The sequence below is a fragment of the Halonatronomonas betaini genome (assembly GCF_015666175.1).
Classification (GTDB): Bacteria; Bacillota; Halanaerobiia; order Halanaerobiales; family Halarsenatibacteraceae; genus Halonatronomonas; species Halonatronomonas betaini.
Window position 1 is genome coordinate 449,271 of record NZ_JADPIE010000002.1, and the last position, 26,305, is coordinate 475,575.

The following is a 26,305-nucleotide window of genomic DNA, read 5'->3' on the forward strand; positions in this document are numbered from 1 at the left end:
CTGTTTAATCTGTATTTTTTACATCATCTTCTGATTCTTCTACTAAATCAATTATCTGCTCCACTTCACCATATTCTGATTTTTCATCAAAGGATATCCAGACCTCATCCTCTTTAATATTCTTTAGAAATGCCATTAAATAATGAATCGTTGTTAACCCTAAACCGATCGGTACAATAATCCAGACCCTCCAGAGAGGAACCTGGAGCAGACTGCTCTGCCTGCCACTGGTAAAGATATCATAGATATACCTGGCTGAAATCCAGGTTATCCAGCCCATAAAAAATGCAGTACCTATTGTCATAATATAAATCATAGCTTTTTCAAATCTCTTTGGAACTAAATCTGATAAAGCAGACATCCTGATATGCCTGCCATTCCTGGCAGCATAACTGGTTCCAACAAATGTAATAAATATGATCAAAAATGTATTAGTCTCTTCCACAAAATATAAACTATACCCAAAAACATTTCTACCTATTACATTTGCAATTATTAACACTGCCAGCGCAATCGTCCCGTAACCAACAATAAATTCTTCAATTTTTTTCATCCCTGCATTTATCTTTCTTATTATCGCAAACATTTCGCACCTCCTGGCAACTACTCATTCTACTCTTATTAAAAATTAGGATAAATTTCTTTCCTACTCATTAATTTTTCATTATACGAAACTATATGATCAATCAATGATTGCTGTAATCCACTTAAATCTTTATTCTTTAAATTTTCAAGTATTGAATAATGCTCCCTGGCAGATTCTTCTAAACTGTCTTCTTTCCTGGCATCAATTATCATTGCCAGTTTTAATTGATTATGAATCATCTTTAGAATTCTCTGGGTAAATTTCCGATTAGTCTTTTCCCATAAATATTTATGAAATGCAATATCTTTCTCATTCAATTCAACTACTTTTTCATCTTCAGGAATCTCTTTTTTAACAATAACCAGCATCTCTTCAATTAGATTTTCAAGGTGGTTAAAATCTTCTTCATTTAATAGATCATTATTAATTATTATCTCCATCATTCTGCTTTCCAGAATAATTCTGATCTCAAAAACTTCTCTAATATCTTCTTCATTAAAGGATGCAACAAAACTGCCTTTTCTAGGTATAGTTTCAATTAATCCTTCTTTTTCAAGCTCTTTAATTGCCTCTCTAACTGGGGCTCTGCTGACATCAAGCTCCTTTGCTACTTTGGCCTCAAGAATATGATCTCCACCCTGATAATTCTCCAGAAATATCTCTCTCTTTAAATGCTCTGCTACCTTATCACTTAAACTCTGATGCTTAAACTGCTTATTCATAAATTTATCCCCCATATTATCTTATTTTAAAATAATATATATAGTAATGGGACTAAAGAAAACTACCAGGATGGAAATTTCTTAAGCCATTATTTTGTAAATAACTTTCTTGGAAATTCGTAAAATGATCTACAGCCATCTTCAGTTATCTGGATAGCTTCACTGATTTCAAACCCATAATCATCAAACCAGATTCCTGGAATAACATGAAATGTCATATTTGGCTTTAACTCTGTAGTATCATTAGGCCTCATGCTTGCTGTCTGTTCTCCCCAGTCAGGTGGATAATTCAAACCAAAAGCATATCCAAGACGAGATTCTTTAACAACATGACTGCCAGAGATAGCCTCACGCCATTTTGCCTCCACTTCCTCACAGGTAACACCTGGCTGAATAAATTCAAGTGTTTCCTCTAGGCCAGCAATAACAATATCAGCTGTCTCTTTTAATTTTTTATCTGGTTCACCTAAATATAATGTCCTTGCAATAGGAGCATGATACTTATGATAACATCCAGATAATTCAAGAATAACTGCCTCATCATCACTATATTCTGTATCTGTCCAGGTCAAATGAGGAGTATTGGTACCTTCTCCTGCAGGCATTAGTGGCACTATTGCCGGATAATCTCCACCAAAGTCTTCAGTTCCAGCATATTGAGCCTTAGCAATTTCAGCAGCTGCATCACATTCCCTGACTCCAACATCAACAACTTCCAGAGCTCTATTCATAACTTTCTCAGCAATCAAACCTGCTCTATCCATAACTTCTATTTCTGCATCAGATTTAATTCTCCTTGCTTTACCGACTAAAAAAGTTGCATCAGCAAAACTGGCAGCTGGCATTTCTTCATTTAAGATCTGATAATTTTTATGGGTGAAATAAAATTGGTCCATTTCAACACCAATATTTTTATCATCCCAGCCTTCAGCTTTAAAAATATCGGCAACAAATTGCATTGGATGTTTACCAATAGGAGAATGCACATAATCATCAGCATACTCTCTTATATCAACATTATCTAAATAAGTTGTAACTCGAGCAGCATTGGCATCCATACCTCTACCAACCCAGATTGGCTCATCCTTATCAAGGGCAACAATTACTCCCTGATGAACATAAAATGACCAGCCATCATATCCTGTCAAATAATTCATGTTTGCTGGATGCGAGGCAAATAATACATCTATACCTCTGTCGCTCATCATTTTCTTAACTTTTTTCACTCTTCGCTGATACTCTTCTTCTTTAAAAAGAGGCTTATGTTTTCTTTTTCCACCAGCCATAATTAAACCCATCCTCTCATTTCAACTGCTTTACTCACTCTCTTTAAAGCTACTACCCAGGCTGAATGACGCATTGAAAGGTCAAGTTCCTGAGATACATCATAAGAAGCCGAGTAAGCACCAGTTATCTGTTTTTTAAGTCTCTTTTCAACTTCCTCAATATCCCAATAATCATCTGTAATTCCCTGAATCCTCTCATAATGACAGACAATTGCTCCACCTGCATTTGCTACAACGTCAGGTATTACTGGAATACCTTTTTCTTTTAATATCTCATCTGCTTCAGGTGTTGTCGGACCATTTGCGCCCTCTACAACTAGATCAGCTTTAATATCATCAGCATTATTCTTATTAATAACATTCTGAACTGCGGCAGGTATCAATAAATCACAATCAAGTTCTAATAGTTCTTCATTACTTACCTGCTCATATCCCTCAAGATCCTTTAATAAAGCACCAGCCTCAACTTTTTTGGCTAGCTCAGGTATATCTAATCCATCTCTATCAATTATTCCTCCACTAATATCACTAACCGCAATCACTTTTGACCCTATCTCATGTAAATAATTAGCTATTGTTGCTCCTACCTGGCCAAAACCCTGAACTACAACTTCTGCTCCATCAAGTTCAATCTCATGATCTCTAGCAGCTTCCTGAGTTATATAAAAGATCCCAAGCCCGGTAGCTTCAGCACTTCCGACAGTTCCACCAACAGCTGCTGGTTTATCATTAATAGCCTGAGGACAATGAACTCCAGTAATCTGTTCATATTCATCCAGCATCCAGGACTGAGTCTTATAACCAGTTCCAATATCTGCTCCAGGTACATCAACCCCAGGTCCCTTAGGCTTCAAGTTTCTAATAAACGATCTGGAAATACTCTCTAATTCTCTATCACTTAATTTAGAGGCATCAACCTTAATTCCGCCCTTACCTCCACCAGCAGGCACACCAGAAACAGCATGTTTAATAGTCATAAATAAACCTAATGCTTTTACCTCATCTAAACTTAAATTAGGAACAAATCTCGTCCCATCTCTTGTCGGTCCTAATGCATCATTATAAGCGACTCTATAAGCATCGTATACTTCAAAATCACCATTATCTCTTTTTAAAGTAACAGCAAAATCACTAACTCTTTTTGGCCTTGATAAAAGTTTTAAAACTCTTGGATTAATATTGCCTTTTTTTCCAGCTTTATGTAAAGCATCTAAAGCTGATTCAAATACGTTGTCCATATTCTCACTCCTTTGAATAATGTGGGGCCGGTTAAAAATCTACCGGCCCCTACAGGGATAGTTTTAGACCACTGGCACACAAAGATCGTCTTTATGATCATTCATTACAATGTCATATTCTGAACGGTCTAACCATTCTTCTATTATTTGAGCTAACTTTACTCTATCTCTAGCTAACCTATTACCAAATTCTGGATTTCTAGAATCAGCCCAGGTATTATACATATCTTTTTCATTTGGACCAGGCTCAATTTTATAATATACAGGGGCAGCAACACGGGCTATCTCAGCAGAGTTATGGAATCTCTGGAATCCACCCATGCTCTCTACAAGACTCATATAAATATCTAGAGGAATATCTACTCCACCCTGTCTAATTGATGACAGCATAGGAAGAGTCATATCACCAAGAGGATTAAAGCTATCTGCACCATATTTCTGCAATAACTGTCCTCCGGCTGCAGTACCATGTCCGGCAAATACAGAAACCTTAAAGGTAGTCTTTTCAGGAATTAAACCCTCATCCCTTAGAGAATTAACCACTCTAAGCATTCCTTCATCTGTTATTAAAAATCCACGGATACCAATATCAATACAGCGATAAATCTCATGGATATAATTCTTAATAGCATCATGACCTCTTAGACGCATACCAGATACATAACCTTCTTCAGTGATATACTGACGGCCATTATCCCAGCCACGACTGGCACATGGATTTACTAAAATCTCAAGATTATTTTCTGCACCAATAGTTGCAAATTCTTTTAATTCAGCATCATCAAGTAGAGTAGCTCCCTTTACCAGAGAGATCACCCTATGTACAGTGACATCTCTCTTTTCAGCTTCATCAACCATCTGTCTAAGATTCTCACAGTTTTCTATTCCAGAGATCTCCATTCTTGCGTGGGCTCCACCTGGAAAACGAAGCTCAGAATCAGGCATATCATAACGTTCGCCGACACTAAAACCAAATTCCTTCTCTACATATTCTTTCATCTTTTTATAACTCATTTTTAACTTCCCCCTTAATTTTATTTAAACAATCAATTATATTCTTCAAACAACTTCTCAAACTCTTCAATTGGATCCTGAACATTATAGACATGGTCGTCTGTAGGGAACTTTTCTTCCTTAACATCCTTGATATATTCTTCAAAGGCTGCTATCTCTATCTCAGCTACATTAGCATACTGCTTAACAAACTTAGGAGTAAATGCCTGGAACATTCCGAGCATATCGCCACAGATAAGCAGCTGACCGTCACATGGAAGCCCGGCACCAATTGAATATACCGGAATCTTTAACTTTTTGGCTATAAATTCTGTTAGCTCCGGTGGTACTGCTTCTAGTAATAATGCTTCTGCTCCAGCCTCCTGAACAGCAATAGCATCATCGATTAAATCTCTGGCACTATCTACATGTAATCCCTGAGCCTTAAAGCCGCCTAACTGTCCTGAACTCTGGGGTGTAAGTCCAATATGTCCAAAGACAACTATACCTGCATCAGTTATAGCTCTTATCTGATCACAGACCCTCTGGCCGCCTTCTAGCTTAATGGCATCCATATCTGCTTCTTTTAAGAATCTACCTGCATTTTCTACAGCTTTCTCATTTGATACCTGATAGGACATAAAGGGCATATCCCCAATACAGTAAGTATTAGGAGCTCCTCTTCTTACATCCTGACAGTGGGAAATACAGTCTTCCATTGTTACTGGAACTGTACCTGAATAGCCCTTAACGACCATTCCTAATGAATCTCCAACTAAGATCATATCCATTCCTGCCTGTTCAGCAAACTGCGCTGTCGGAAAGTCATAGGCAGTAATCCAGGCTACCTTATCACCCTCTTCTTTCATTTTGTAAAAATCTAAAATACTCTTTTTCTTTGGCAAAGTTATTACCTCCTTTTAGTATATTGTCGACAGCAAACCCTAAAAAAACATTAGTATATTGTCGACAATTTCTGTTCTAATATATCTATTCAACATCAAACTTAATATTCCTGCTTAAATTTAAAATTATTTTTAGTTTTTTTCTAATTATCTAATAATTAAAAAGAGAAATAATCCTGAGCTAACTAGGATATCAATAATAATAGTTAACTCAGGATTCTTAATTTTATTTAAACTTTTTCTATACTAACTGCAGTAACTTTGTATTCAGGAATTTTTGCCTCAGGATCTAGAGCATCATGGGTCAGACGATTAGCCGGGCTTTCTGCATAGTGGAAGGGCATAAATAGATACCCTGAAACAACTCTATCCCCAACTCTTGCATAGGTTTCAACCTCACCACGCCTTGACTTAACTTTAACTCTATCACCATCTTCAACTCCCAGTTTTTCTGCATCTTCATAACTAATTTCAATATAAGCATCTGGTTCAAATTCATCAATAGCTGCAGAATTTCTAGTCATTGTACCTGAATGATAGTGATATAACATTCTTCCTGTCATCATAATATATTGATAATCATCATCCATTTCTTCGACTGGGGGAGTATAATGAACTGGATAAAATTTACCTTTACCCCTGGCAAATTCCCCATCATGTAAAAACTTAGTGCCTGGGTGATCTCTATCAGTACATGGCCACTGCAAACCCAGATCACCTAATCGATCATAATAAATACCACCATAAATAGGTGTTAATTCAGCTATCTCTGCCATTATTTCTTCAACATTATCATAATCCATATCATATCCAACCTGTTTAGAAATCTCAGCAATAATCTTCCAATCAGGCCAGGCTTCCCCTGGAGGTTCAACTGCTTTTTCTATCTTTTGTACTCTTCGTTCAGTATTCGTAAATGTGCCCTCTTTTTCAGCAAAGCAAGCAGCTGGCAGAACAACATCAGCATATTCTGCTGTATCATTAAAGAAGATATCCTGCACTATTGTAAACTCTGTCTTTTCCAATGCTTCAATAATATGCTTCTGATCTGGATCAGAAATAACAGGATTTTCTCCCATAATATATAATGCCCTAACATCGCCTTTCTCAGCTGCTTTAAATAATTCGACAACAGTATAGCCAGGCTCATCAGGAAAACCATCCACATTCCAGGCTTTAGCAAATTTATCTCTAATATCAGGATCAATAACTTTCTGATAACCTGGGAATACATTAGGTAAACCACCTAAATCACAGGCTCCCTGAACATTGCTCTGCCCTCTTAACGGATTAACTCCACTTGCTTCTTTACCAACATTACCTGTTAATAAAGCAAGGGAAGTCAGTGATGTTACATTTGCAGTACCACTGGTATGCTGGGTAATTCCCATAGCATAATAAATAGCACCATTTTCAGCCTTAGCAAATATTCTTGCAGCCTTTCTAATATCATCAGCAGGAACACCTGTAATCTCTTCAGCTCTCTCAGGTGGATACTGACTGACCACCTCTTCTACAGCTTCATAATTCTCTGTTCTTTCTTTAATGAATTTATCATCCTGTAAACCCTCTTCTAAAATCACATTCATCATACCATTAATTAAAGCAATATCAGAACCAGGTTTTTGCTGTATAAATACATCAGCTTCTTCAGCCATTTCAATTTTTCTTGGATCAGCTAGAATCAATTTCGCACCATTTCTAATCGCTTTTTTCATTCTGCTTCCAATTACTGGATGGTTTTCAACTGGATTAGATCCAGTAACAAAAATAACATCTAAATCGTCTATCTCTGCAATTGAATTAGTCATTGCTCCACTACCAAAACTTTTGGCCAGACCGGCCACAGTAGAGGAGTGTCACAATCGAGCACAGTGATCAATAGTATGAGTTCCTAAAGCTGCTCTCATTAATTTCTGCATTAAATAATTATCTTCATTACTGCAACGAGCTGAACATAAAGCTCCAAAAGCATCTCCACCAGACTCTTCTTTTATCTGATTAAACTTATCGCCAATATAGCTTAGAGCTTCATCCCAGCCAACTTCATTAAATTCACCAGTCTCTTTATCCTTTATTAAAGGAGTCTTTAAGCGATCAGGATGATCAATAAATTCATAACCAAACCGGCCTTTAACACAGGCCTCACCAACTGGATTAGGAAGACCATCTCTATAAACTGAACCAACTTCAACAACCTTATTATCTCTAGTTTTAAGATCTAACTTACAACCAACTCCACAATAGCCACAGGTTGTTTCAGTATGTTCAAAATTATATTCTCTTCCTTCACCAATTGAAGGTTTATATGTTAATGCACCAGTCGGGCACATTTCAACACACTGGCCACAAAAAACACAATTAGAATCATCATCACCTAAATCTTTCTCTAATGCTGCAGCAACTCTAGTAGTGAACCCTCGATTAATAAAATCTATAGCATCAGAACACTGAATCTCATTATCAACCCTGATACATCGACCACATAAAATACATTTATCTGGATCATGAACTATAAACGGATTATCATGTTCAATTTCAAATCTTGGATCAACTTTACTGCCTAATGTTGATTCCTGCAACCCATATCTATATGCTAAATCCTGCAGAGTACAATTACCATCAGCCTCACAGACCATACAATCCAGAGGATGATCACTTAATAAGAGATCAACAACACTCTTTCTTGCCCTTTCAACCCTTTCACTGGCAGTTTTAATCTTTAAACCATCAGTCACACCAGTAGAGCAGGAAGTTATTAATTGACCTGAATCAACATCTTCAACAATACATAATCTACAGCCACCACTTATACTTAAATCTGGATGATAACATAAAGTTGGAATCTCATAGCCTTCTCCCCTTACAGCTTCAAGAATTGAAAGGTCGGATTCCACCTCATGTTCTTTACCATTTATTTTTATTAAGGTCATATTCACATCCCCTTAAATTTATTTTTGAAAAATAGCATCAACTGGACAGATCTCAGCGCATGCTCCACATGAAATACATACATCTTCATCTATAACATGGGGTTCTTTTCTCTCACCACTAATAGCATCAACAGGACATTCATTTACACAGGCTGTACAACCAATACAAATATCTTTATCTATCCAATAAGGAAGAGCCAAATCATCACAGCTCCCTGTAGGACAGACATTATCATTTATATGAGCCTCATATTCATCTCTAAAGAATTTTATCGTACTTAAAACAGGATTAGGTGCTGTCTGGCCCAATCCACATAATGATGTCTCTTTAATTCTATCTCCTAATTCAAGAAGCAGATCAATATCACCTTCCTGGCCATCTCCCTGGGTAATCCTCTCTAAAATCTGTAACATTCTTTTAGTACCTATTCTACAGGGAGTACATTTTCCACAGGATTCACTCTGGGTGAAATCTAAAAAGAACCTTGCAACATCAACCATACAGGTATCTTCATCCATAACAACCATACCACCAGAACCCATCATAGCGCCAACATCTAATAAAGATTCATAATCAATACTTAAATCAAGATGCTCTTTAGGAACACAACCACCTGATGGGCCACCAGTCTGGACAGCTTTAAATTCCTTGCCACCCTGAACACCGCCACCAATATCAAATATAATTTCTCTTAAAGTTGTACCCATTGCAATTTCAACTAGACCAGTATTATTAACTTTTCCAGTTAAAGCAAATACTTTAGTTCCTTTGCTACCCTCGGTACCGACTTCAGCAAATTTCTCAGGACCTTCTAATATTATATAGGGCACATTAACCAGAGTCTCAACATTATTTATATTAGTAGGTTTACCCCAGAGACCCTTTGTCGCTGGATATGGAGGACGAGGTGTAGGCATACCCCTATTGCCTTCTATAGACTCCATTAAAGCAGTCTCTTCACCACAAACAAAGGCTCCAGCACCCTCTTTGACATGTAATTTAAAGGAGAAATCTGAACCATATATATTATCTCCTAAAATTCCATATTCTTCAGCATCTTTTATCGCTTTTTTAAGTCGCTTAACAGCCAGTGGATATTCAGCCCTGACATAAATATAACCTTCATCAGCACCGATAGCATAAGCAGAGATTACCATTCCTTCTATAATTCCATGGGGATCACCTTCTAAAACACTCCGGTCCATAAAAGCTCCAGGATCACCTTCATCTGCATTACAGATAACATACTTCTTATCACCAGGAGCTTCAGCAGCAAATGACCATTTCAAACCAGTCGGAAAACCGCCGCCACCTCGTCCTCTGAGACCAGAATCCTTTACCATTTCAATAACTTCCCCGGGACTTAACTCATTGATAACTTTTCCTAAAGCTTCATATCCACCTTCAGCAAAATATTCTTCTATGCTTTCAGGGTCAATCTTACCACAGTTTTTTAGAGCAATCCGTTTCTGCTGCTTATAAAAATCAATATCACTATATCCGGCAATCTTCTTGCCAGATTTATCTTCATATAATAATCTTTCAACAATTTCACCATCAATAATATGTTCTTCAACTATCTCAGCCACATCATCTCTTGTAATCTCAGAATAAAATGTGCCCTCTGGATAAACAATTACCAGTGGACCCCGTTCACAGAGCCCATGACAGCCTGTCCCGACCACTTTAACTTCATCTTTAAGATTTCTACTTCCAAGCTCTTCATTAAACTCATCAACAACATCTCTAGCCCCTGATGATACACAGCCTGTACCGGTACAGACCATAACATGGGCTTTATGAATATGTTCTTTGCCCGAATCCTTCTTTCTTATCTGAATTTCATCTCTATACTTATCCCTAATCTCTTTTAATTCTTCTAAAGATTTCACAAATTTCTTCCCTCCTCTAAAATTCAAAGAAATTAAAATTAATATTTACCTGTAAGTATCCAGTACCTCCCTGGTTTTATCAGGGGTTAACCTTCCATGTGTATTATCATTCACCATTATTACTGGAGCAAGTCCACAGGCACCGATACAGGCTACCCTTTCAAGTGTAAATTTTAGGTCTTCAGTAGTCTCACCATCATTAATTCCAAGCTCTTCCTGAATAACATCATAAACATCACCGGCTCCACGAACATGACAGGCAGTTCCCATACAGACCCGGATAATATTATCCCCTCTAGGTTCAAGGTGAAACTGAGTATAAAAAGTTACAACTCCATAAACTTTACATAGTGGAATTTTCATATAGGAGGATATCTCCTTGAGGACTTCCTCAGGGAGATACCCATATGCATCCTGAGCATTCTGCAAAACCGGTATTAAATTTTTCTCATCAGTTTCATACTCTTCAAAGACCTTATATAATGGTTCAAAAAATTTCTCATCAGTCTTCTCTCCATTACAGGCACATGTCATAAATATTCCTCCTGACTAATTTTTTAATTCTTCTATTCTCTTTAATACTTTTTCCAATTTCTCCTCAAACTGAGGCAACTTCTCCCTTTCAGCCTGAACTAATTTCTCAGGGGCTTGATTAACAAAACCCTCATTAGCCAGTTTACCTTCAGAACGCTTAATTTCAGCTCTTATCTCATCAGCCTCTTTTTCCAGCCTTTTTATCTCTTTGTCTATATCAATCATCCCCTCTAAAGGCAGGATAATATCAATATCTTCAACTACAGCAGAAGCAGCTTTAGCAGGCTTATCTGAAACACTGGCTTCAATTTCTAAACTTTCAACAGAAGCAAGATCTTTAATATAACTGATTGATTCATCAGTTAAGATGCCATTTTTATCCTCAGTCTCAAAAATAGCTGTAATCTTCTTTCCAGGATTTACTTTAAATTCATTCCGGATATTCCGAATCTCTCTAATAATCTCCTGAACTTTACCCATCTGAATCAGAGAATCCTCATCATGATAGTTTTCAGTTACCTCTGGCCAGTCACTTAACATGATACTCCCATCAGTCCCAGGCAACTTATTCCAGATTTCCTCAGTAATAAAGGGCATAATTGGATGTAATAATTGCAGTATCCTGCTTAATAAATACTGTCCAACTCTAGCAGCTTTCCTCTGTCTTTCCGGATTCTCGTCATCATAGAGCTCTGGTTTAATAAGTTCAAGGTACCAGTCACAGAATTCACTCCAGATAAAATCATAAAGATGTTTGCTTACCTCACCAAAAAGATATCTCTCCATATTTTCATCTACTTTTTTAATTGTATCATTGAGTCGACTTAAAATCCAATTTTCTGATAAGTTTAAATCATTATAATACTCTTCAATATCAAGCCCATCATCTTCTTTAACATGCATTAACATAAAACGGGCAGCATTCCAGATCTTATTGGCAAAGTTCCTGCTGGCATTTAAACGCTCATCTCTAAACCTCATGTCATTACCAGGTGTATTCCCTGTAATCAACATAAATCTCAGGGCATCAGCACCATATTCATCTATAACCTCTAATGGATCAATCCCATTACCTAAAGATTTACTCATCTTCCGGCCCTGGGCATCTCTAATCAAACCATGAACATAAACAGTATCAAATGGCTTTTCATCCATCATATGCAATCCCATAAAGATCATCCTGGCAACCCAGAAAAAAATTATATCTCTTCCAGTTACAAGTATATCTGTAGGATAAAAATGTAACAAATCCTCAGTCTTTTCTGGCCAGCCAAGAGTAGAAAATGGCCATAATGCAGAACTAAACCAGGTATCAAGCACATCCTCATCCTGCTCAATATTCTCGCTGCCGCATTCCTTACAGGCAGTCAGATCATCTCTGGAAACATTGATTGCCCCACAGTCCTGGCAATACCAGACAGGTATTCGATGTCCCCACCAGAGTTGTCTTGAAATACACCAGTCCTTAATATTTTCCATCCAGTTTAAATAAACCTTAGAAAATCTATCTGGAACAAACTCAATCTCGCCATCTTTTACAGCCTCTATAGCCGGCTTAGCCAGAGGCTCCATCTTAACAAACCACTGTTTTGAGATCATCGGTTCAACAACTTCATCACAGCGATAACAGTGACCAACTGAATGATGATGGTCTTCAACTTTAATCAATAACCCTTCTTTTTCAAGGTCCTCAACAACTTTCTTTCTACATTCCCCTCGCTCAAGGCCAGCATATTTTCCTGCAGCCTCAGTCATAGTGCCATCAAAGTCAATAACCTTGACCTGCTCCAGATCATTTCTTTCACCTATCTCAAAATCATTAGGGTCATGGGCAGGAGTAACCTTAACCATACCAGTTCCAAACTCACTATCAACATAGCGATCAGCAACAATTTCAATTTCTCTATCAACCAGAGGCACAATCACCTTCTCGCCAACAAGCTCAGAATATCTCTCATCTGAAGGATCTACTGCAATCCCTGTATCGCCAAGCATTGTCTCCGGTCTGGTAGTTGCAACAGTTATATGGCCTTCTCTATCTTTAAAAGGGTATTTAATATAGTAGAGATGACCATCAGTCTCCTCATGCTCAACCTCAATATCAGATAGCGTCGTTGCACAATCAGAACACCAGTTAACAATATAATCTCCCTGATAAATTAAACCTTCCTCATATAACCTTACAAAGACCTCTTTAACGGCCTCAGAACAACCGTCATCCAGAGTAAACCGCTCTCTACTCCAGTCACAGGAAGCCCCAAGATTCCTAATCTGATCAGTGATCCTTTCACCATACTCCTTTTTCCAATCCCAGGCATGCTCCAAAAACTCATCTCTGCCAATCTCATCTTTCTCAATTCCAGACTTCCTCAACTTATCAACTACTTTAGCCTCAGTTGCTATACTGGCATGATCAGTCCCAGGCAGCCAGAGAGTATTCAGACCCTTCATTCGATTCCAGCGAACAATAATGTCCTGCAGCGTATCATCCAGGGCATGGCCTAAATGAAGTTGGCCGGTAATATTCGGCGGAGGCATCATCACAGTAAAAGGTTCCTTTTCAGGTTCAACTTCAGCCTGGAAATAACCATTCTCCTCCCAGAACTTATACCATTTCTCCTCAACCTTTGATGGATCATAGGTTTTAGCTAACTCATCTGTCATCTCAATCACCTTCCTAAATTTATTATAAAAATTTAAAACCCCTTCAGTCCCCTAAAGGGACGGAAGAGGTATAATTCCGCGGTACCACCCAAAATTCCACTCCATAATCAGAGTGACTCTCAGCAATCAAATAACGGCGATAATCCGATCCAGATTAATAAAATCAATTCATCTAGATAGCTCCAGGACGACATTCATGCCTCTTGACTTAAAGGACCTTACAGCCTCTGGATCCCTCTCTCTAAAAGCCTTAAAGCATTACTCTTTCCCTTCATAGCCTTTAACTATTAAAATGGTGGGACTATTGGGATTCGAACCCAAGGCCTGCAGATTAGGAATCTGCCGCTCTATCCAGCTGAGCTATAGCCCCGAAAACTTTTTATGTTTAACCTTATATTTTATACTACAATATTTAAACAATACAGTCAAGAGCTAATAAAAAATTTAATCAGATTATTTAACCACCTGCCGGTTACCCGACGGTTACCAAACGGTATCTCTTAACAAATTTCACAAAGTTGACAAACTCGATGTTTTAATGCTGAGCTGACCTTGCGTTATAAAATGAAAGCTCAGTGCGACGTGCTCAATGCCCTAGTGCTAAAATCTCAATCTGTTATAAAAAGAAATTTTAGTGAGAAGAACTCGATGTTCTAATGCTAAATTATTTAACAATCTAAAAAGGTATTTCAAACTATATCTATAATTATATAAAACAGAATAACTAAAAATAACTAAGGGGGTTTGCAATGCTAGATAAACTAAAAAAACAATACAATAAATTCACAAATTATAACTGGAAGCTATTCTTTATAAAAATATTCCAAAAAGCAAGAGCAGATGATATCTTCACCCATGCTATGGGGCTTGTTTATACAACTCTTTTATCCATAATTCCCTTTTTAATCTTCTCATTCTATATCATGACCCTCTTTAACTTCTTTGGTGGGCTGGAAAACATAACTGAAGAATTTAGAAATATAATCTTAAATAATTTAGCTGCAGGTACTGGTGAAACCTTAATCAATATTTTTGAAGGTTATGTTACTGGCATAAATATTGAACAGCTTGGAATTATAAGCTTTTTAACCCTTGTTTTAGTCGTAATCTTTCTGCTGGCCAGAGTCGAAATCACCTTTAATAAAATCTGGGGAGTCGAAAAACACCGGGACCTATTTAAAAGATTTGTCGCTTTCTGGACATTTATTACCCTGGGAACCTTTGTTATCACCTTATTAATTAGCCTATCTTTTACCTTTTTAGAAACCTATTTAACAGCTGAGGTTGCAGAGCGTCCAATCGAACAGAGTAGAGTATTTGATTGGATAACATTCAGTATGAACTTTATCATATTTATTATTGCCTATTATTTCATTCCAAATACTAAAGTTGACCCGATAGCAGCAATTACCGGAGGAATTACCAGCGGAGTGCTTTTTATATTGAGCAGATATCTCTATGGAATTTATACCAGAAACTTTATCAGTTATGATCAAATTTATGGATCTCTAACAATAATTCCAATCTTTTTAGTCTGGCTCTATCTGATCTGGGTAATAGTTCTTATAGGAGCCATAATATCATATATAGTTAACTATCGAGCAAACCTTGATTTCATTGGCAGTAACGGCCAGGAAGATAAAGAACTCCAGCATCTACTTCCTATCGCAATACTGTATATAATCTATAAAAACTATCAGGATAAAGATAAACCTGGCACAGAATATAGCGAGATAATCAAAAAAATTAACCTGCCAATAACTACAATTGAAAACACATTATCTGAAATGTTAAAAACAAATTATATAACTAAAACAGAAAATAATAAATATATTCCTCTAACAAATCTAGATAATATATCACTCTGGTCAATCTATAAAAAAATAATTTTAAATAATAATCCTAAATCTAAAGCAATCTATTCAGATAAAGAATTAGAAAGAATCCATAATATTTTCAATCAGAGCATTAAAGTCAAATTAAAAGAATTAACCATTAAAGATATATCAAGCAAAAATTAATTCAAAAATCCCCCTGCTCCCAGGGGGATTTACAAATATTATAATTCAAATATTTCGAAGTCATCATCTAAAACCTCAAAGTTATCAATTAAACCTGAGCTAAGATGAACTTCTTTATCATCTGTCACAAAAATTATCTCAAAGTCATCAATACTTTCAGCTAATTCGAGACCTTCCTCTATTCCTAAAACAAAAATTCCAGTAGATAGAGCATCTGCCATTACTGGATCATTAGCAACAATCGTAGTACTGGCAATCCCATTATCAACTGACTGACCGGTAAAAGGACTCAAAATATGATGGTAAAACTCTCCGTCCTCTTCAAAATACCTTTCATAATCACCAGAAGTAGCAATGGCCAGACGATTATCATAATAATCTGTATCAGCAACTACAAGTCCCATTAACTCTCCCCGGTCAGATCTCGGGTTCTGAACACCGATCCGCCATGGAGTCCCATCAGGCTTATCACCTAAAAGTACAATATTACCACCTAAATTAACAAAGGCAGCTTCGATTCCAGCATCCTCTAAATGATTAGTTGCCAGTTCACCGGCATAACCCTTTGCAATCGCACCTAAATCAATCATCATTTCACTCTGATTAAACTCAACTGTCTGGGCAGCTTCATCTAATAAAATATCCTCATAGTTAATCAGAGGAAGTGTAGCCTCAATTTCCTCCTGACTGGGTAAAGACGGTCCATTGTCACTTCCCCAGCCCCACAATTTTATTAAAGCTCCAATTGAAGGATCAAAGGCACCTCCACTTAACTCAGCATATTCAATAGATTTATCCAAAATTGTATAGGTATGATCTTCAATTTCTACTGGCCCCTGACCTGCTTCCCGATTAATCCGGGAAACATTACTATCTTCATCATAAATATTAAATAAATCATCAATCTCACTAACTCTTTCAAAGGCCCCAGCAACAGCTTCCTCTCCATCAGGACCAAAAGTTCTGATAGTATTAATCGTATCAAGCATCATCTTTGTATCCTGATATTCTTCAACATCTGTATTAGCCACCTCTGGCTCCTCACCCTGATTTTGCATAAAGAAACCAAAGACAAGAATTCCAATAATTATAACAATCGAAATTCCAGTTAAATATTTATTGTTCATTATATTCCTCCTGTAAAATTCTATATAAAAACTTTTCTCAGATAAAATAATTTCAACTTGTAAAATAATTTTTCTATTAGGCCAGGTTTCATAACTTTTTCAGGAAATGCAAGAAAATAAACTCTATTATCTGAAGGTCTACCTTTAATTAAATAGTTTGCCTTATAAAAAAAGACTGACTCAAAACCTGCCTTCTTTAAGGATCCCACTATTTTATAAGGATGATAGCCCTTTTCAACATGAGTTTCTTCATAATAGCCACTATCATTTCTCTTCTGAATGAGCAAATTAACCTTCCAGATAGATTCATCAGGTTCCACAATATCCTGCCAGTAACATAAAAAATCATCTTCTTGAAAAGTAATCGTCCCAGGCTTAATACTGGCCAGCCGTTCTTCAGTATTAAGATCAAAGATAAAAACACCTGCTTTTTCAATGATTTGATGAACAGATTTAAAAACCTCTTCTAACTTATCTAACTCAAGAACATAATTCAAACTATCAAAGATAGAATATACCAGAGGGTATTTAACTCTTCCAGGAATGTCCAGAAAATCCCGATGATAAAAATCAGGTTCAATTGTAAAATTTTTTGCCTTTTTTTTAGCTTCTTCAAGCATATCCCGGGAACCATCAAGTCCATCAACTTTTATCCCATCATTTAAGAACCTGACCATCATATTACCGGTTCCACAACCAAGTTCCAGCGCCTGCTCAGGCAATCCAACCCTGTGATATTCTAAAAGCAACTTAATATATTCATACCAGAAATCATAGGGGACAGCAGACATTACCTGATCATAAATGCTGGCAAAAGAACGCTGATAACTTTTGTTATCTGTAGACATCAAATCTACTCCTTACATCTTTTAAATAACACTATCTATAAAACCTAAAACCTGCTTTCGACCTGTCCTATCTTTAGCCGAAGTATAAACAATTTTATCAGTTTCAACACCTAAAAGCTCAGGTAATTTCTTCTTCTGCTTAACAAAGTCTTTATTCTTTAACTTATCGACCTTGGTGGCAGCAATAATATATTCAATATCTGTAGCTTTTAGCCAATCTATCATCATCATATCTTCTTCAGATGGTTTATGCCTGGCGTCAATTATCTGCACCAGCCCTTTTAAATTTTTCCGATAATGAAGGTAATGGTCTATCAACTCATTCCAACTATCTTTAATTTTTTGCGGAACCTTAGCATAACCATAGCCTGGCAGGTCAACAAGACAGTAACGATCACCAATATTAAAAAAGTTAATAGACCTGGTTCTACCTGGAGTAGAACTGGTTCTGGCCACTTTTTTTCTACCAAGTACCATATTAATCAATGATGATTTTCCAACATTGGATCTCCCAGAAAAAGCAACTTCAGGAAACTGGTGATTGGGATAACCATCTGTAGAAAAAGCACTTGTTATAAAATCCACTTTATTTCCCATAATAATCCTCCTCTACCCTAAATTAAAATAAAAAAGAGATAATACAATCAGGTCTCCCTTAATGTATTATCCCCTCTACTAGTCTTTATTTAAGCAGTCTCTTCCCGATTTGAATCATGTCGGATTAATTTAGGAGTCTCGCCTTTTTTAACGACATCCTCTGTGATTATACATTTAACCACATCTGGATCTGAAGGAAGATCATACATTATATCAAGGATAGCATTCTCTACAACCGAGCGCAATCCTCTAGCTCCTGTTCCCCTTGAAAGTGATTGATTACCGATCGCCTTTAAGGCATCTTCAGTAAATTCAAGTTCAACATCATCCATCGCAAAGAACTTCTGATATTGTTTAACTAAAGCATTTCTAGGTTCAGTTAAGATTCTAACAAGATCCTCTTCATCCAGCTGATTTAAAGTGACCTGAATTGGCATTCTACCAATAAACTCAGGAATTAAACCATACTGTAAGAGATCCTGAGGTTCAATCTCTTTTAAGACTTCACCAATATTCTCTTTCTCATCCTTAGTCTTAATATCAGCACCAAAGCCAATATTCTTTTCAGAAAGACGCTTCTTTATCATATCATCCAGGCCGTCAAAAGCTCCACCGGCAATAAATAATATATTAGAAGTATCTATCTGAATAAACTCCTGATGAGGATGCTTTCTGCCACCCTGTGGCGGTACAGAAGCAACTGTTCCTTCTATTATCTTCAATAATGCCTGCTGAACCCCTTCACCAGAGACATCTCTGGTAATTGAAGGATTCTCAGACTTTCTGGCAATCTTATCTATCTCATCAATATAGATAATTCCTTTTTCAGCTTTTTCAATATCATAATCTGCTGCCTGAATTAACTTTAGCAGAATATTTTCAACATCTTCACCAACATAACCTGCCTCAGTTAAAGATGTTGCATCAGTAATAGCAAAAGGAACATCTATGATTCTGGCTAGAGTCTGAGCTAGCAATGTCTTACCGCAGCCAGTCGGACCTACCATCATAATATTACTTTTTTGCAATTCAACATCATCAATCTTCATATCTGAATTAACTCTTTTATAATGATTATAAACTGCAACAGATAAAGATTTCTTTGCTCTACTTTGACCGATAACATATTGATCAAGGATATCCTTAATTTCAATCGGTTTCGGTACCCTGTCAAGAGCAATATCCTTATCTTCATGTAGTTCTTCTTCAATAATTTCATTACAAAGTTCTATGCATTCATCACAGATATAAACACCAGGACCTGCAACAAGTTTTTTGACCTGTTCTTGAGATTTTCCACAAAAAGAACATTTTAATTGTCCTTTTTCGTCTCCAAATTTAAACATTTAATCACCTCATTTGAGGAACTTATTTCTCTTGCAATTCATTCCTCGTTATAACTTCATCTATAATTCCATAATCCATTGCATCTTCAGCCGACATAAAGAAATCTTTTTCAATATCCTGACTGATTTTTTCTTCTGTCTGTCCAGTATGCTTGCTCATAATTTCATTTAAAATATCTTTTAAATCTAACAACTCTTTAATATGAACTTCAGCATCACTTGCCTTACCCTGTGCTCCACCCATTGGCTGGTGGATCATAATTCTACTATAAGGGAGTGAATAACGCTTCTTTTCTGCACCTGCAGCAAGTAATAAAGCACCTGCACTTGCAGCCTGACCCATACAGATAGTAACAACATCAGGTTTTATATACTGCATGGTATCATATATTGCTAAAGCAGCTGTAACACTACCACCAGGACTATTAATATAAAGATAAATATCTTTATCAGGATCTTCAGCTTCAAGAAAAAGCATCTGGGCAATAATCACATTTGCCATATTATCTTCAACTACTGAACCGAGAAAGATAATTCTATCTTTTAATAATCTTGAATAAATATCATATGATCTTTCGCCACGGTTAGTCTGCTCAACTACCATTGGAATTAAACTCATCGACATACCTCCTAGCTCTAAGAAATAATTTCCTCTATACTTCTATTCTAATTGTTTTCAATTAAGAAATCAATAGTCTTTTCCATTTTTAATCCATTTCTTAAGGATTCTAACTGACCCTGCATCTGCATAAATGCTTTAACCTGCTCGAAATCCTGGTCATTGGCATCAGCAATTTCTTTTAATTTATCATCAATTTCTTCATCAGTAACCTCAATACCTTCTTCTTCAGCAATAGCTTCTAAAACTAGATTATTCTTGGCTCTATCTGCAGCCTGTTCACGATTTTCTTCTCTCCATTCATCCTGGGAACTGCCCATATACTTAAAGTAATCCTCAATATTAATTCCCTGCTGCTGGAGATTCTGAGCCATCTGCTGCATCATCTGATCAAGCTCATTTTGAATTAGCTGTTCAGATACTTCTACTTCAGCTGCCTCTGAAACCTTTTCAATTATCTCATTTTCAAGGTTTCTCTTTGCCTGATTCTCTTTTTGTTCTTTTAATCTATTTTCAATATCCTCTTTAAACTCATCAAGGGTATCAAATTCACTAACATCTTTGGCAAATTCATCATCTAACTCAGGAAGTTCTTTAACTTTAATCTCTTTTATAGTAACTTCAAAAACAGCATCCTGGCCGGCTAAGTCCTCAGCCTGATACTCTTCTGGAAATGTTACCTCTACTTCATATGGTTCATCATTAATCTCTTTGCCGATTAATTGGTCTTCAAAACCAGGAATAAACTGGCCTGAACCAATTTCAAGTGTAAATTCTTCAGCAGATCCACCAGGAAATGCTTCGCCATCAACAAAGCCTTCAAAATCAATAATTACATGATCGCCTTCCTGAACCTCATCTCTATCTACACTTACTAATTGACTCTGCTCTTCACGCTGTTTATTTAAAACAGCCATTATATCTTCTTCAGTTACTTCAGTTTCTTCTCTATCAACATCATAACCGGTATATTCACCTAACTCTACATCAGGCTTAACTTCTACAATAGCAGTAAATGTTGCCGGTTCATCTTCAGCAATATAAAAATCTTCAAATTCTGGTTCAGAAATCGGCTCAATATCAGCCTCTTCAATGGCCTTCTGATAATTTTGTGGAATTAATATATCTAAGGCATCCTTATGGAGCACTTCTTTTCCATAATTAGCTTCTAAAACCTTTCTTGGTACCTTACCCTTCCTGAATCCAGGTAAGGATACTTCTTTTCTAACTTTTTTATAAGCCTGCTCTAAAGCCTGATTAACCTCATCTATATCGACTTCAACATCCAGTCTCACTTTATTATCTTCCAGTCTTTCCTGTTTAACATCCATTTAAATGATCCCCCTTATAGCTTTAATAATGATAAAAGATTACAAAAACAGATCTATATTTTAACAATACCCCGAATTGGCAAAGGCCAAAACGGGGTCATTTAAGATCAATATTATTAAAAAAATGGTGCGGAAGGTGGGACTCGAACCCACACAGGCTAGGCCCACTAGATCCTAAATCTAGCGCGTCTGCCAATTCCGCCACTTCCGCAAAACAAATTAACTTAATTCCTCAAACCATAATAATTCTAGCATAATAAAAAACTCTTGTCAAGCATTTGTAAATAAAAAATTCCTTATTGACTTATTTTCTGAAAATGTTATACTTAAACTGCAAACAAAAATCAATAAAGGGGAGTCTCACTGGAGGCTGAGAGGATGCAAAGTCATCGACCCTCATTACCTGATCCTGATCATGCAGGCGCAGGGAAACTTATAAATTATCCTCCAGCAGTATTAGCAGGCTTCCTAAAATACTAGGAGGTATTTTTTATGCAAAACGAAAAACTAAGAATTATGATTGAAATTTCAATGGCAGTTGCACTTTCAACAATCCTATCATTTATAACCCTCTGGCGTATGCCAATGGGAGGTTCAGTAAATTTAGTTATGCTTCCCATATTTATCATGGCTTTCAGAAATGGAGCTCGAGCCGGAATTTTAACTGGAATCCTATATGGTGCTGTTAGATTAATGTTAGGAGCCTATGTTGTACACCCAGCACAATTCCTGCTTGATTATCCAATTGCTTATGGTTTTATAGGAATAGCTGGCTTCTTTAAAATATTCACTGAGAAAAACCAATTAAATATAATTAATTTCATTCAAGCTTTTAGCATAGCAGCTTTAGGAGTGTTTACATCCCACTTGCTATCTGGAGTGATTTTCTTTGCTGACAGTGCTCCTGCCGGTCAAAATCCCTGGGTATATTCAGCTCTATATAATATAACCCATGTATTACCGACAATAATTATAACTGCAATAGTGATTGCTTTAATTTCAAAAAGACCTGAAATAGTATTTTTAAGTTACAGAGAAAATCAAAGTTAATAAATCAAAATAAAATAATTAACTAAAAGAGGTAGATAATTATGAATAATAACGATAGAATCCATAATATTAGCAAATATTTAGCAGATAAAAAAGCTCAACCGTTAAATATAAATACAATTTATTCTGTTTTATTGCCTTTAATTAAAGATAACAAAGGCAATCTATCTCTTTTATACCAGGTAAGATCAGAAAATCTAACAACCCAGCCCGGGGAAATTTCCTTCCCCGGGGGCAGGGTTGAAAAGGGAGAAACCCCATCCCAGGCTGCAATTAGAGAAACTATCGAAGAATTGGGTATCTCCATTAAGAATATAAAGCCATTAGGCAAACTAGATTTCCTGGTCACCCCATATAACTTTGCAATTTATCCCTATTTAGGCCAGTTAATTGATGTCTCTGTAGAGGATATAAATAATAATGATAATCTTAATGAAATCAAGAAAGTTTTTACAGTTCCATTAAACTTTCTAATTAACAACCAGCCTGAAGAATATAAAATAAATGTTCGAACAAAACCAAAAGAAGATAGTGACTTCCCATTTCATCTAATCAAAGATGGCCATAATTACCAGTGGCGAGAAGGCGATTATTCAGTTTTATTCTACAGGTACCAGGATAAAATCATCTGGGGTTTTACAGCCCTATTCACCTATAATTTTGTAGAAATTTTTAAAGAGGCCCAATCCCTAGAAGAATAATTTGAGCTCTCTTTTGGCTGCTTCCTGTGAGTCTGAGGCGTGAATAAGATTGTCAGGCTCCATTTTAAATGCAAAATCTCCTCTAATTGTACCTGGAGCAGCTTCTATTGGATCAGTACTTCCAATCAACTTTCTAATTTTTCTTATAGTATTACCTTCAGATTTTATAACTATAGCCACAATTTTATTTTCTGACATATGGCTAACTATATCATCAAAGAAAGATTTATCTTTATGCTCCTTATATAATTCAGCAATAACTTCTCTATCAAACTGACTCATCTTTAATTCCTCAACTATCAAACCAGCTCTTTCCAGGCGCTCTATTAACTTCCCAACTAAATTTCTTCTCAATGCTTCAGGTTTTAATAATACTAAAGACTTTTCCACAAATATCTCTCCCTTTCTAAATACTAGTTTCTAGTTATTAAGATAATATTTCTCCAGTTCTATTATCAATTCAGCTTCATTCTTTCCAGTATTAAAATAATCAGGAATTTCCATACTTTTATCAGACTTATAGGCCTCTGTATTATTGATAATTTCCTTTATCCTATTTAAATAGCCCTCTGCTGTTTTCTCCCAGGTATATGTTGTTTCAACTCTTTCCAGACCGGCTTCATGATAATATTCCCATCCTTCAGGACCTAAAAATACTTCTAGAATACCTTTAGCAATATCCTCAGGGTCTTCAGGGTCAACTAAAATACCATAATGTTTTTTACCATCATTCATTATTTCTTCAGGGCCACCATTTTCAGTAGCTACAACTGGTAATCCTGATGCCATCGCTTCAATTGGAGCAAGACCAAAGGGTTCATAAAAAGCTGTTAAAGCAAAGACAGATTTTCTTTGAGCAAGCACCCTATAAATTGAGGCAAGCTCCTGCTGACTATTCAATGAAAACATCGTAACCTTCCCTCTTAAATCATTCTCATCAATTATTTCCATAATTTCATCAAGAATTTCCTTTTCATCGCCGCTGGCCTTACTGTAATCTTCAAATGGATTATCTATTCCCCTTAATGTAATCACAAGATTTGTCCTTGACTGAAGCTCAGCATTACCTGCAAAAGCCTTAACAAATCCTAAATGATTCTTTTTAGGGTCCAGGCGGCTGGCAGCAATAACACCAGGTAGACTCCTTCTCTCTTCAGAAATATCTCTCTCTAGCATTTTCTTAAATTTAACCTCTATCTTTTCGTCTTCAGGTCCTGTCTCTGGATTAAAAATATCTGTATTCACCCCAGGTGGAACGACTGCAAAATCTTTATCAGCATTTAAATCGACTGTACCTTCATAAGCTCTATGGCTATATTGACTATCTTTTTCCTGAGAAGTTGAAACAAAATTAATTGCCGAATTATTCATACTAATTCTTTCTGCAGCAATCCTCAAATGGAAGTTATACCTGGCCAGCATCTCTTCTAAATTATTTTCATTAACATTAAGTTTATCCATCTTCTGAGCACCAAGTGAGTGGGCAGTAAAGGTAAATGGTATTCCGGTCTCCTTTTCAAACATAGCTCCTGCCAGACCCCCATCACCATAATGGGTTGTCAAAATATCCGGCTTTTCACCAATTTCATCATAGTACTTTCTAATCTCTAGGACATAATCCTTTAAATATGGCCAGAGTTTCTCTTTATTTAGAAATTCATTACCGCCAAATGGCAACCTGATTATATTAACTTTATCTGTTTCAGGATAGCTATCTAAGCTAGAAGAAAATTCAGGCCAGTCATCATCCTTTACCTGCCTGGTCAATATATCAACTTCAACCCCAAACTCCTTAGCCATCGCAATAGCAACCTCTTTTACATATACAAGTTGCCCGCCAAAATCAGGATGCTCTGTCCAGTAGCTATCATCAGGGTCAAAATTGCCCTGAGGATTTAAAAACGCAACCCGCTTAATTTCCATAATTTATCCCTCCCCTTTCAAATTATACTTCTCAATCAATGTCCTTTCATCAGGTAAATCAATAATAGCTCCCACTTCTTTAATTACCTCAGCTGCCACAGAATTGCCTAATTGTACAGCAAGTTCTAAATCATAACCTGAGCTAATTCCTGTATAAAAACCAGACCAGAAAGCATCGCCAGCCCCTGTAGTATCAACTACTCTAGTGGCCAGAGAATCATAATGTCTGATTTCATCTCCAGCAGAAATCAGTAATCCTTCTGCACCTAAAGTTAAAATTACCAGTTTACATCCACTTTCATGAAATAATTTAATATAATCATCTACATCCCCCTGACCAAATAAAGCTTCTGCGTCATCCAGAGATGGTTTAATTATATCAATTTTAGGCAATATATTTTTAATATATTCTATTCCATCTCCAGTTCCCTCCCATAACTGAGGGCGGTAATTAGGGTCAAGTGAAATTACTTTATTCTGATCACTGGCAATATTTATTATTTTCTCTATAGCCCGTCTGCTCTCAGGTGCAGAAAGAGCAAATGTAGATAAATGGATGATTTTAGATCTCCTAATATCCTCATCTTTAATTTCATCACTATCTATAAACTTTTCCGCTCCTCGATAGGCAATAAATTTCGGGGATTTCCTGCTTCTAGTTACCATTATAACAGTCGTATTATTATCCCTATCAACTGAGATAGAATCAGTGATTACTCCAGCTTCCCCAAGTCTTTTAAGCAAATACTCTCCTAAACCATCAAAACCGACTCTACTAATCAGAGCAGATTTCTTCCCAAGTCTGGCCAGATTCATAGCTATATTAGCAGGAGAACCACCAAAATATCGCTCAAAAGCCTCAGCTTCAAGAAAAGTATCTGCTTCCCCCTGAGAAATCAAATCTATTAAAACCTCACCAACTGCTAATAGATCTATTTCTGAATCTGATAAATCAACAGGTTTATCTAATCTAAATTCCAAAAATACC

Annotated in this window: 22 protein-coding genes, 2 tRNA genes, 1 riboswitch and 1 other annotated feature; of the genes, 3 read left to right on the plus strand and 21 right to left on the minus strand. The window is 36.5% G+C overall.

Translation table 11 applies throughout. The annotated features are described in order from the left end of the window. Nucleotides 1–4 precede the first annotated feature (4 nt). The 11 genes from I0Q91_RS05260 to I0Q91_RS05310 all read right to left on the minus strand — a co-directional run bounded on the left by I0Q91_RS05260 (nt 5) and on the right by I0Q91_RS05310 (nt 14,124). Complete coding sequence (locus I0Q91_RS05260) at nt 5–586, minus strand: TRAP transporter small permease (RefSeq protein WP_270453359.1); 582 nt, start codon at nt 584–586, stop codon at nt 5–7. A gap of 35 nt (nt 587–621) precedes the next feature. Continuing rightward, the gene (locus I0Q91_RS05265) at nt 622–1,308 is read right to left on the minus strand and encodes a GntR family transcriptional regulator (protein ID WP_270453360.1); all 687 of its coding nucleotides are present in this window, start codon (nt 1,306–1,308) and stop codon (nt 622–624) included. A gap of 89 nt (nt 1,309–1,397) precedes the next feature. Then, nucleotides 1,398–2,594, minus strand: a complete 1,197-nt coding sequence (locus I0Q91_RS05270) for a M24 family metallopeptidase (RefSeq protein ID WP_270453361.1) — start codon at nt 2,592–2,594, stop codon at nt 1,398–1,400. 2 nt (nt 2,595–2,596) lie between these two features. Next, nucleotides 2,597–3,832: a Glu/Leu/Phe/Val family dehydrogenase gene (locus I0Q91_RS05275; protein ID WP_270453362.1), complete on the minus strand. Its 1,236-nt coding sequence runs from the start codon at nt 3,830–3,832 to the stop codon at nt 2,597–2,599. A 63-nt stretch (nt 3,833–3,895) separates the two neighbouring features. After that, the gene (locus I0Q91_RS05280) at nt 3,896–4,846 is read right to left on the minus strand and encodes a hypothetical protein (protein ID WP_270453363.1); all 951 of its coding nucleotides are present in this window, start codon (nt 4,844–4,846) and stop codon (nt 3,896–3,898) included. A 32-nt stretch (nt 4,847–4,878) separates the two neighbouring features. Next, entirely contained in the window at nt 4,879–5,730 is an 852-nt protein-coding gene (panB, locus tag I0Q91_RS05285; protein WP_270453364.1) for a 3-methyl-2-oxobutanoate hydroxymethyltransferase, read from the minus strand. A 230-nt stretch (nt 5,731–5,960) separates the two neighbouring features. Next, entirely contained in the window at nt 5,961–8,663 is a 2,703-nt protein-coding gene (gene fdhF / locus I0Q91_RS05290) for a formate dehydrogenase subunit alpha (RefSeq protein ID WP_270453365.1), read from the minus strand. A gap of 18 nt (nt 8,664–8,681) precedes the next feature. Further along, nucleotides 8,682–10,556, minus strand: a complete 1,875-nt coding sequence (nuoF, locus tag I0Q91_RS05295) for an NADH-quinone oxidoreductase subunit NuoF (protein WP_345790939.1) — start codon at nt 10,554–10,556, stop codon at nt 8,682–8,684. 45 nt (nt 10,557–10,601) lie between these two features. Next, a complete protein-coding gene (nuoE, locus tag I0Q91_RS05300; RefSeq protein WP_270453366.1) occupies nt 10,602–11,090 on the minus strand; it encodes an NADH-quinone oxidoreductase subunit NuoE in 489 nt (162 codons plus the stop codon). Between the two features lie 15 nt (nt 11,091–11,105). Beyond that, entirely contained in the window at nt 11,106–13,754 is a 2,649-nt protein-coding gene (locus I0Q91_RS05305; RefSeq protein WP_270453367.1) for a valine--tRNA ligase, read from the minus strand. Nucleotides 13,755–13,806: 52 nt separating this feature from the next. Continuing rightward, nucleotides 13,807–14,038, minus strand: a binding site (T-box leader). A gap of 9 nt (nt 14,039–14,047) precedes the next feature. Further along, nucleotides 14,048–14,124 (minus strand) — tRNA-Arg (locus tag I0Q91_RS05310). Nucleotides 14,125–14,503: 379 nt separating this feature from the next. On the opposite strand from I0Q91_RS05310, the gene I0Q91_RS05315 reads away from it, so the two are divergent. Continuing rightward, nucleotides 14,504–15,775 carry a YihY/virulence factor BrkB family protein gene (locus I0Q91_RS05315; protein WP_270453368.1) on the plus strand — a complete coding sequence of 424 codons (1,272 nt, stop codon included), beginning with the start codon at nt 14,504–14,506 and terminating at the stop codon, nt 15,773–15,775. Between the two features lie 38 nt (nt 15,776–15,813). Here I0Q91_RS05315 and I0Q91_RS05320 read toward each other — a convergent pair whose 3' ends face one another. The 7 genes from I0Q91_RS05320 to I0Q91_RS05350 all read right to left on the minus strand — a co-directional run bounded on the left by I0Q91_RS05320 (nt 15,814) and on the right by I0Q91_RS05350 (nt 21,854). Then, the gene (locus I0Q91_RS05320) at nt 15,814–16,902 is read right to left on the minus strand and encodes an FAD:protein FMN transferase (RefSeq protein WP_270453369.1); all 1,089 of its coding nucleotides are present in this window, start codon (nt 16,900–16,902) and stop codon (nt 15,814–15,816) included. Between the two features lie 20 nt (nt 16,903–16,922). Beyond that, complete coding sequence (locus tag I0Q91_RS05325; RefSeq protein WP_270453370.1) at nt 16,923–17,750, minus strand: class I SAM-dependent DNA methyltransferase; 828 nt, start codon at nt 17,748–17,750, stop codon at nt 16,923–16,925. Nucleotides 17,751–17,771: 21 nt separating this feature from the next. Beyond that, nucleotides 17,772–18,347: a ribosome biogenesis GTP-binding protein YihA/YsxC gene (yihA, locus tag I0Q91_RS05330; protein WP_270453371.1), complete on the minus strand. Its 576-nt coding sequence runs from the start codon at nt 18,345–18,347 to the stop codon at nt 17,772–17,774. Between the two features lie 89 nt (nt 18,348–18,436). Next, the gene (gene clpX, locus I0Q91_RS05335; RefSeq protein ID WP_270453372.1) at nt 18,437–19,693 is read right to left on the minus strand and encodes an ATP-dependent Clp protease ATP-binding subunit ClpX; all 1,257 of its coding nucleotides are present in this window, start codon (nt 19,691–19,693) and stop codon (nt 18,437–18,439) included. Nucleotides 19,694–19,715: 22 nt separating this feature from the next. Further along, entirely contained in the window at nt 19,716–20,312 is a 597-nt protein-coding gene (clpP, locus tag I0Q91_RS05340; protein WP_270453373.1) for an ATP-dependent Clp endopeptidase proteolytic subunit ClpP, read from the minus strand. Nucleotides 20,313–20,359: 47 nt separating this feature from the next. Next, nucleotides 20,360–21,643 (minus strand): trigger factor, encoded by a 1,284-nt coding sequence (gene tig / locus I0Q91_RS05345; RefSeq protein WP_270453374.1) that lies wholly within the window; start codon nt 21,641–21,643, stop codon nt 20,360–20,362. A gap of 125 nt (nt 21,644–21,768) precedes the next feature. Next, nucleotides 21,769–21,854 (minus strand) — tRNA-Leu (locus tag I0Q91_RS05350). Nucleotides 21,855–21,984: 130 nt separating this feature from the next. Beyond that, nucleotides 21,985–22,090, plus strand: a riboswitch (TPP riboswitch). 45 nt (nt 22,091–22,135) lie between these two features. Between I0Q91_RS05350 and thiT the strand changes: the two genes are divergently transcribed. Together thiT and I0Q91_RS05360 are read left to right on the plus strand one after the other, a co-directional pair. Then, nucleotides 22,136–22,693: an energy-coupled thiamine transporter ThiT gene (gene thiT / locus I0Q91_RS05355; protein ID WP_270453375.1), complete on the plus strand. Its 558-nt coding sequence runs from the start codon at nt 22,136–22,138 to the stop codon at nt 22,691–22,693. Nucleotides 22,694–22,734: 41 nt separating this feature from the next. After that, entirely contained in the window at nt 22,735–23,394 is a 660-nt protein-coding gene (locus I0Q91_RS05360) for an NUDIX hydrolase (protein WP_270453376.1), read from the plus strand. On the opposite strand, the gene I0Q91_RS05365 is transcribed toward I0Q91_RS05360, so the two are convergent. Genes I0Q91_RS05365 through I0Q91_RS05375 form a run of 3 tightly spaced genes read right to left on the minus strand, consistent with a single transcriptional unit; the run spans nt 23,383 to nt 26,298 of the window. Beyond that, nucleotides 23,383–23,784, minus strand: coding sequence for a nucleoside-diphosphate kinase (locus I0Q91_RS05365; protein WP_270453377.1), 402 nt, complete (start codon nt 23,782–23,784; stop codon nt 23,383–23,385). The genes I0Q91_RS05360 and I0Q91_RS05365 overlap by 12 nt on opposite strands. 30 nt (nt 23,785–23,814) lie before the next feature. After that, nucleotides 23,815–25,317 carry a glycosyltransferase gene (locus I0Q91_RS05370; protein ID WP_270453378.1) on the minus strand — a complete coding sequence of 501 codons (1,503 nt, stop codon included), beginning with the start codon at nt 25,315–25,317 and terminating at the stop codon, nt 23,815–23,817. A 3-nt stretch (nt 25,318–25,320) separates the two neighbouring features. Further along, nucleotides 25,321–26,298, minus strand: a complete 978-nt coding sequence (locus tag I0Q91_RS05375) for a carbohydrate kinase family protein (protein ID WP_270453380.1) — start codon at nt 26,296–26,298, stop codon at nt 25,321–25,323. Between the last annotated feature and the right edge of the window lie 7 nt (nt 26,299–26,305).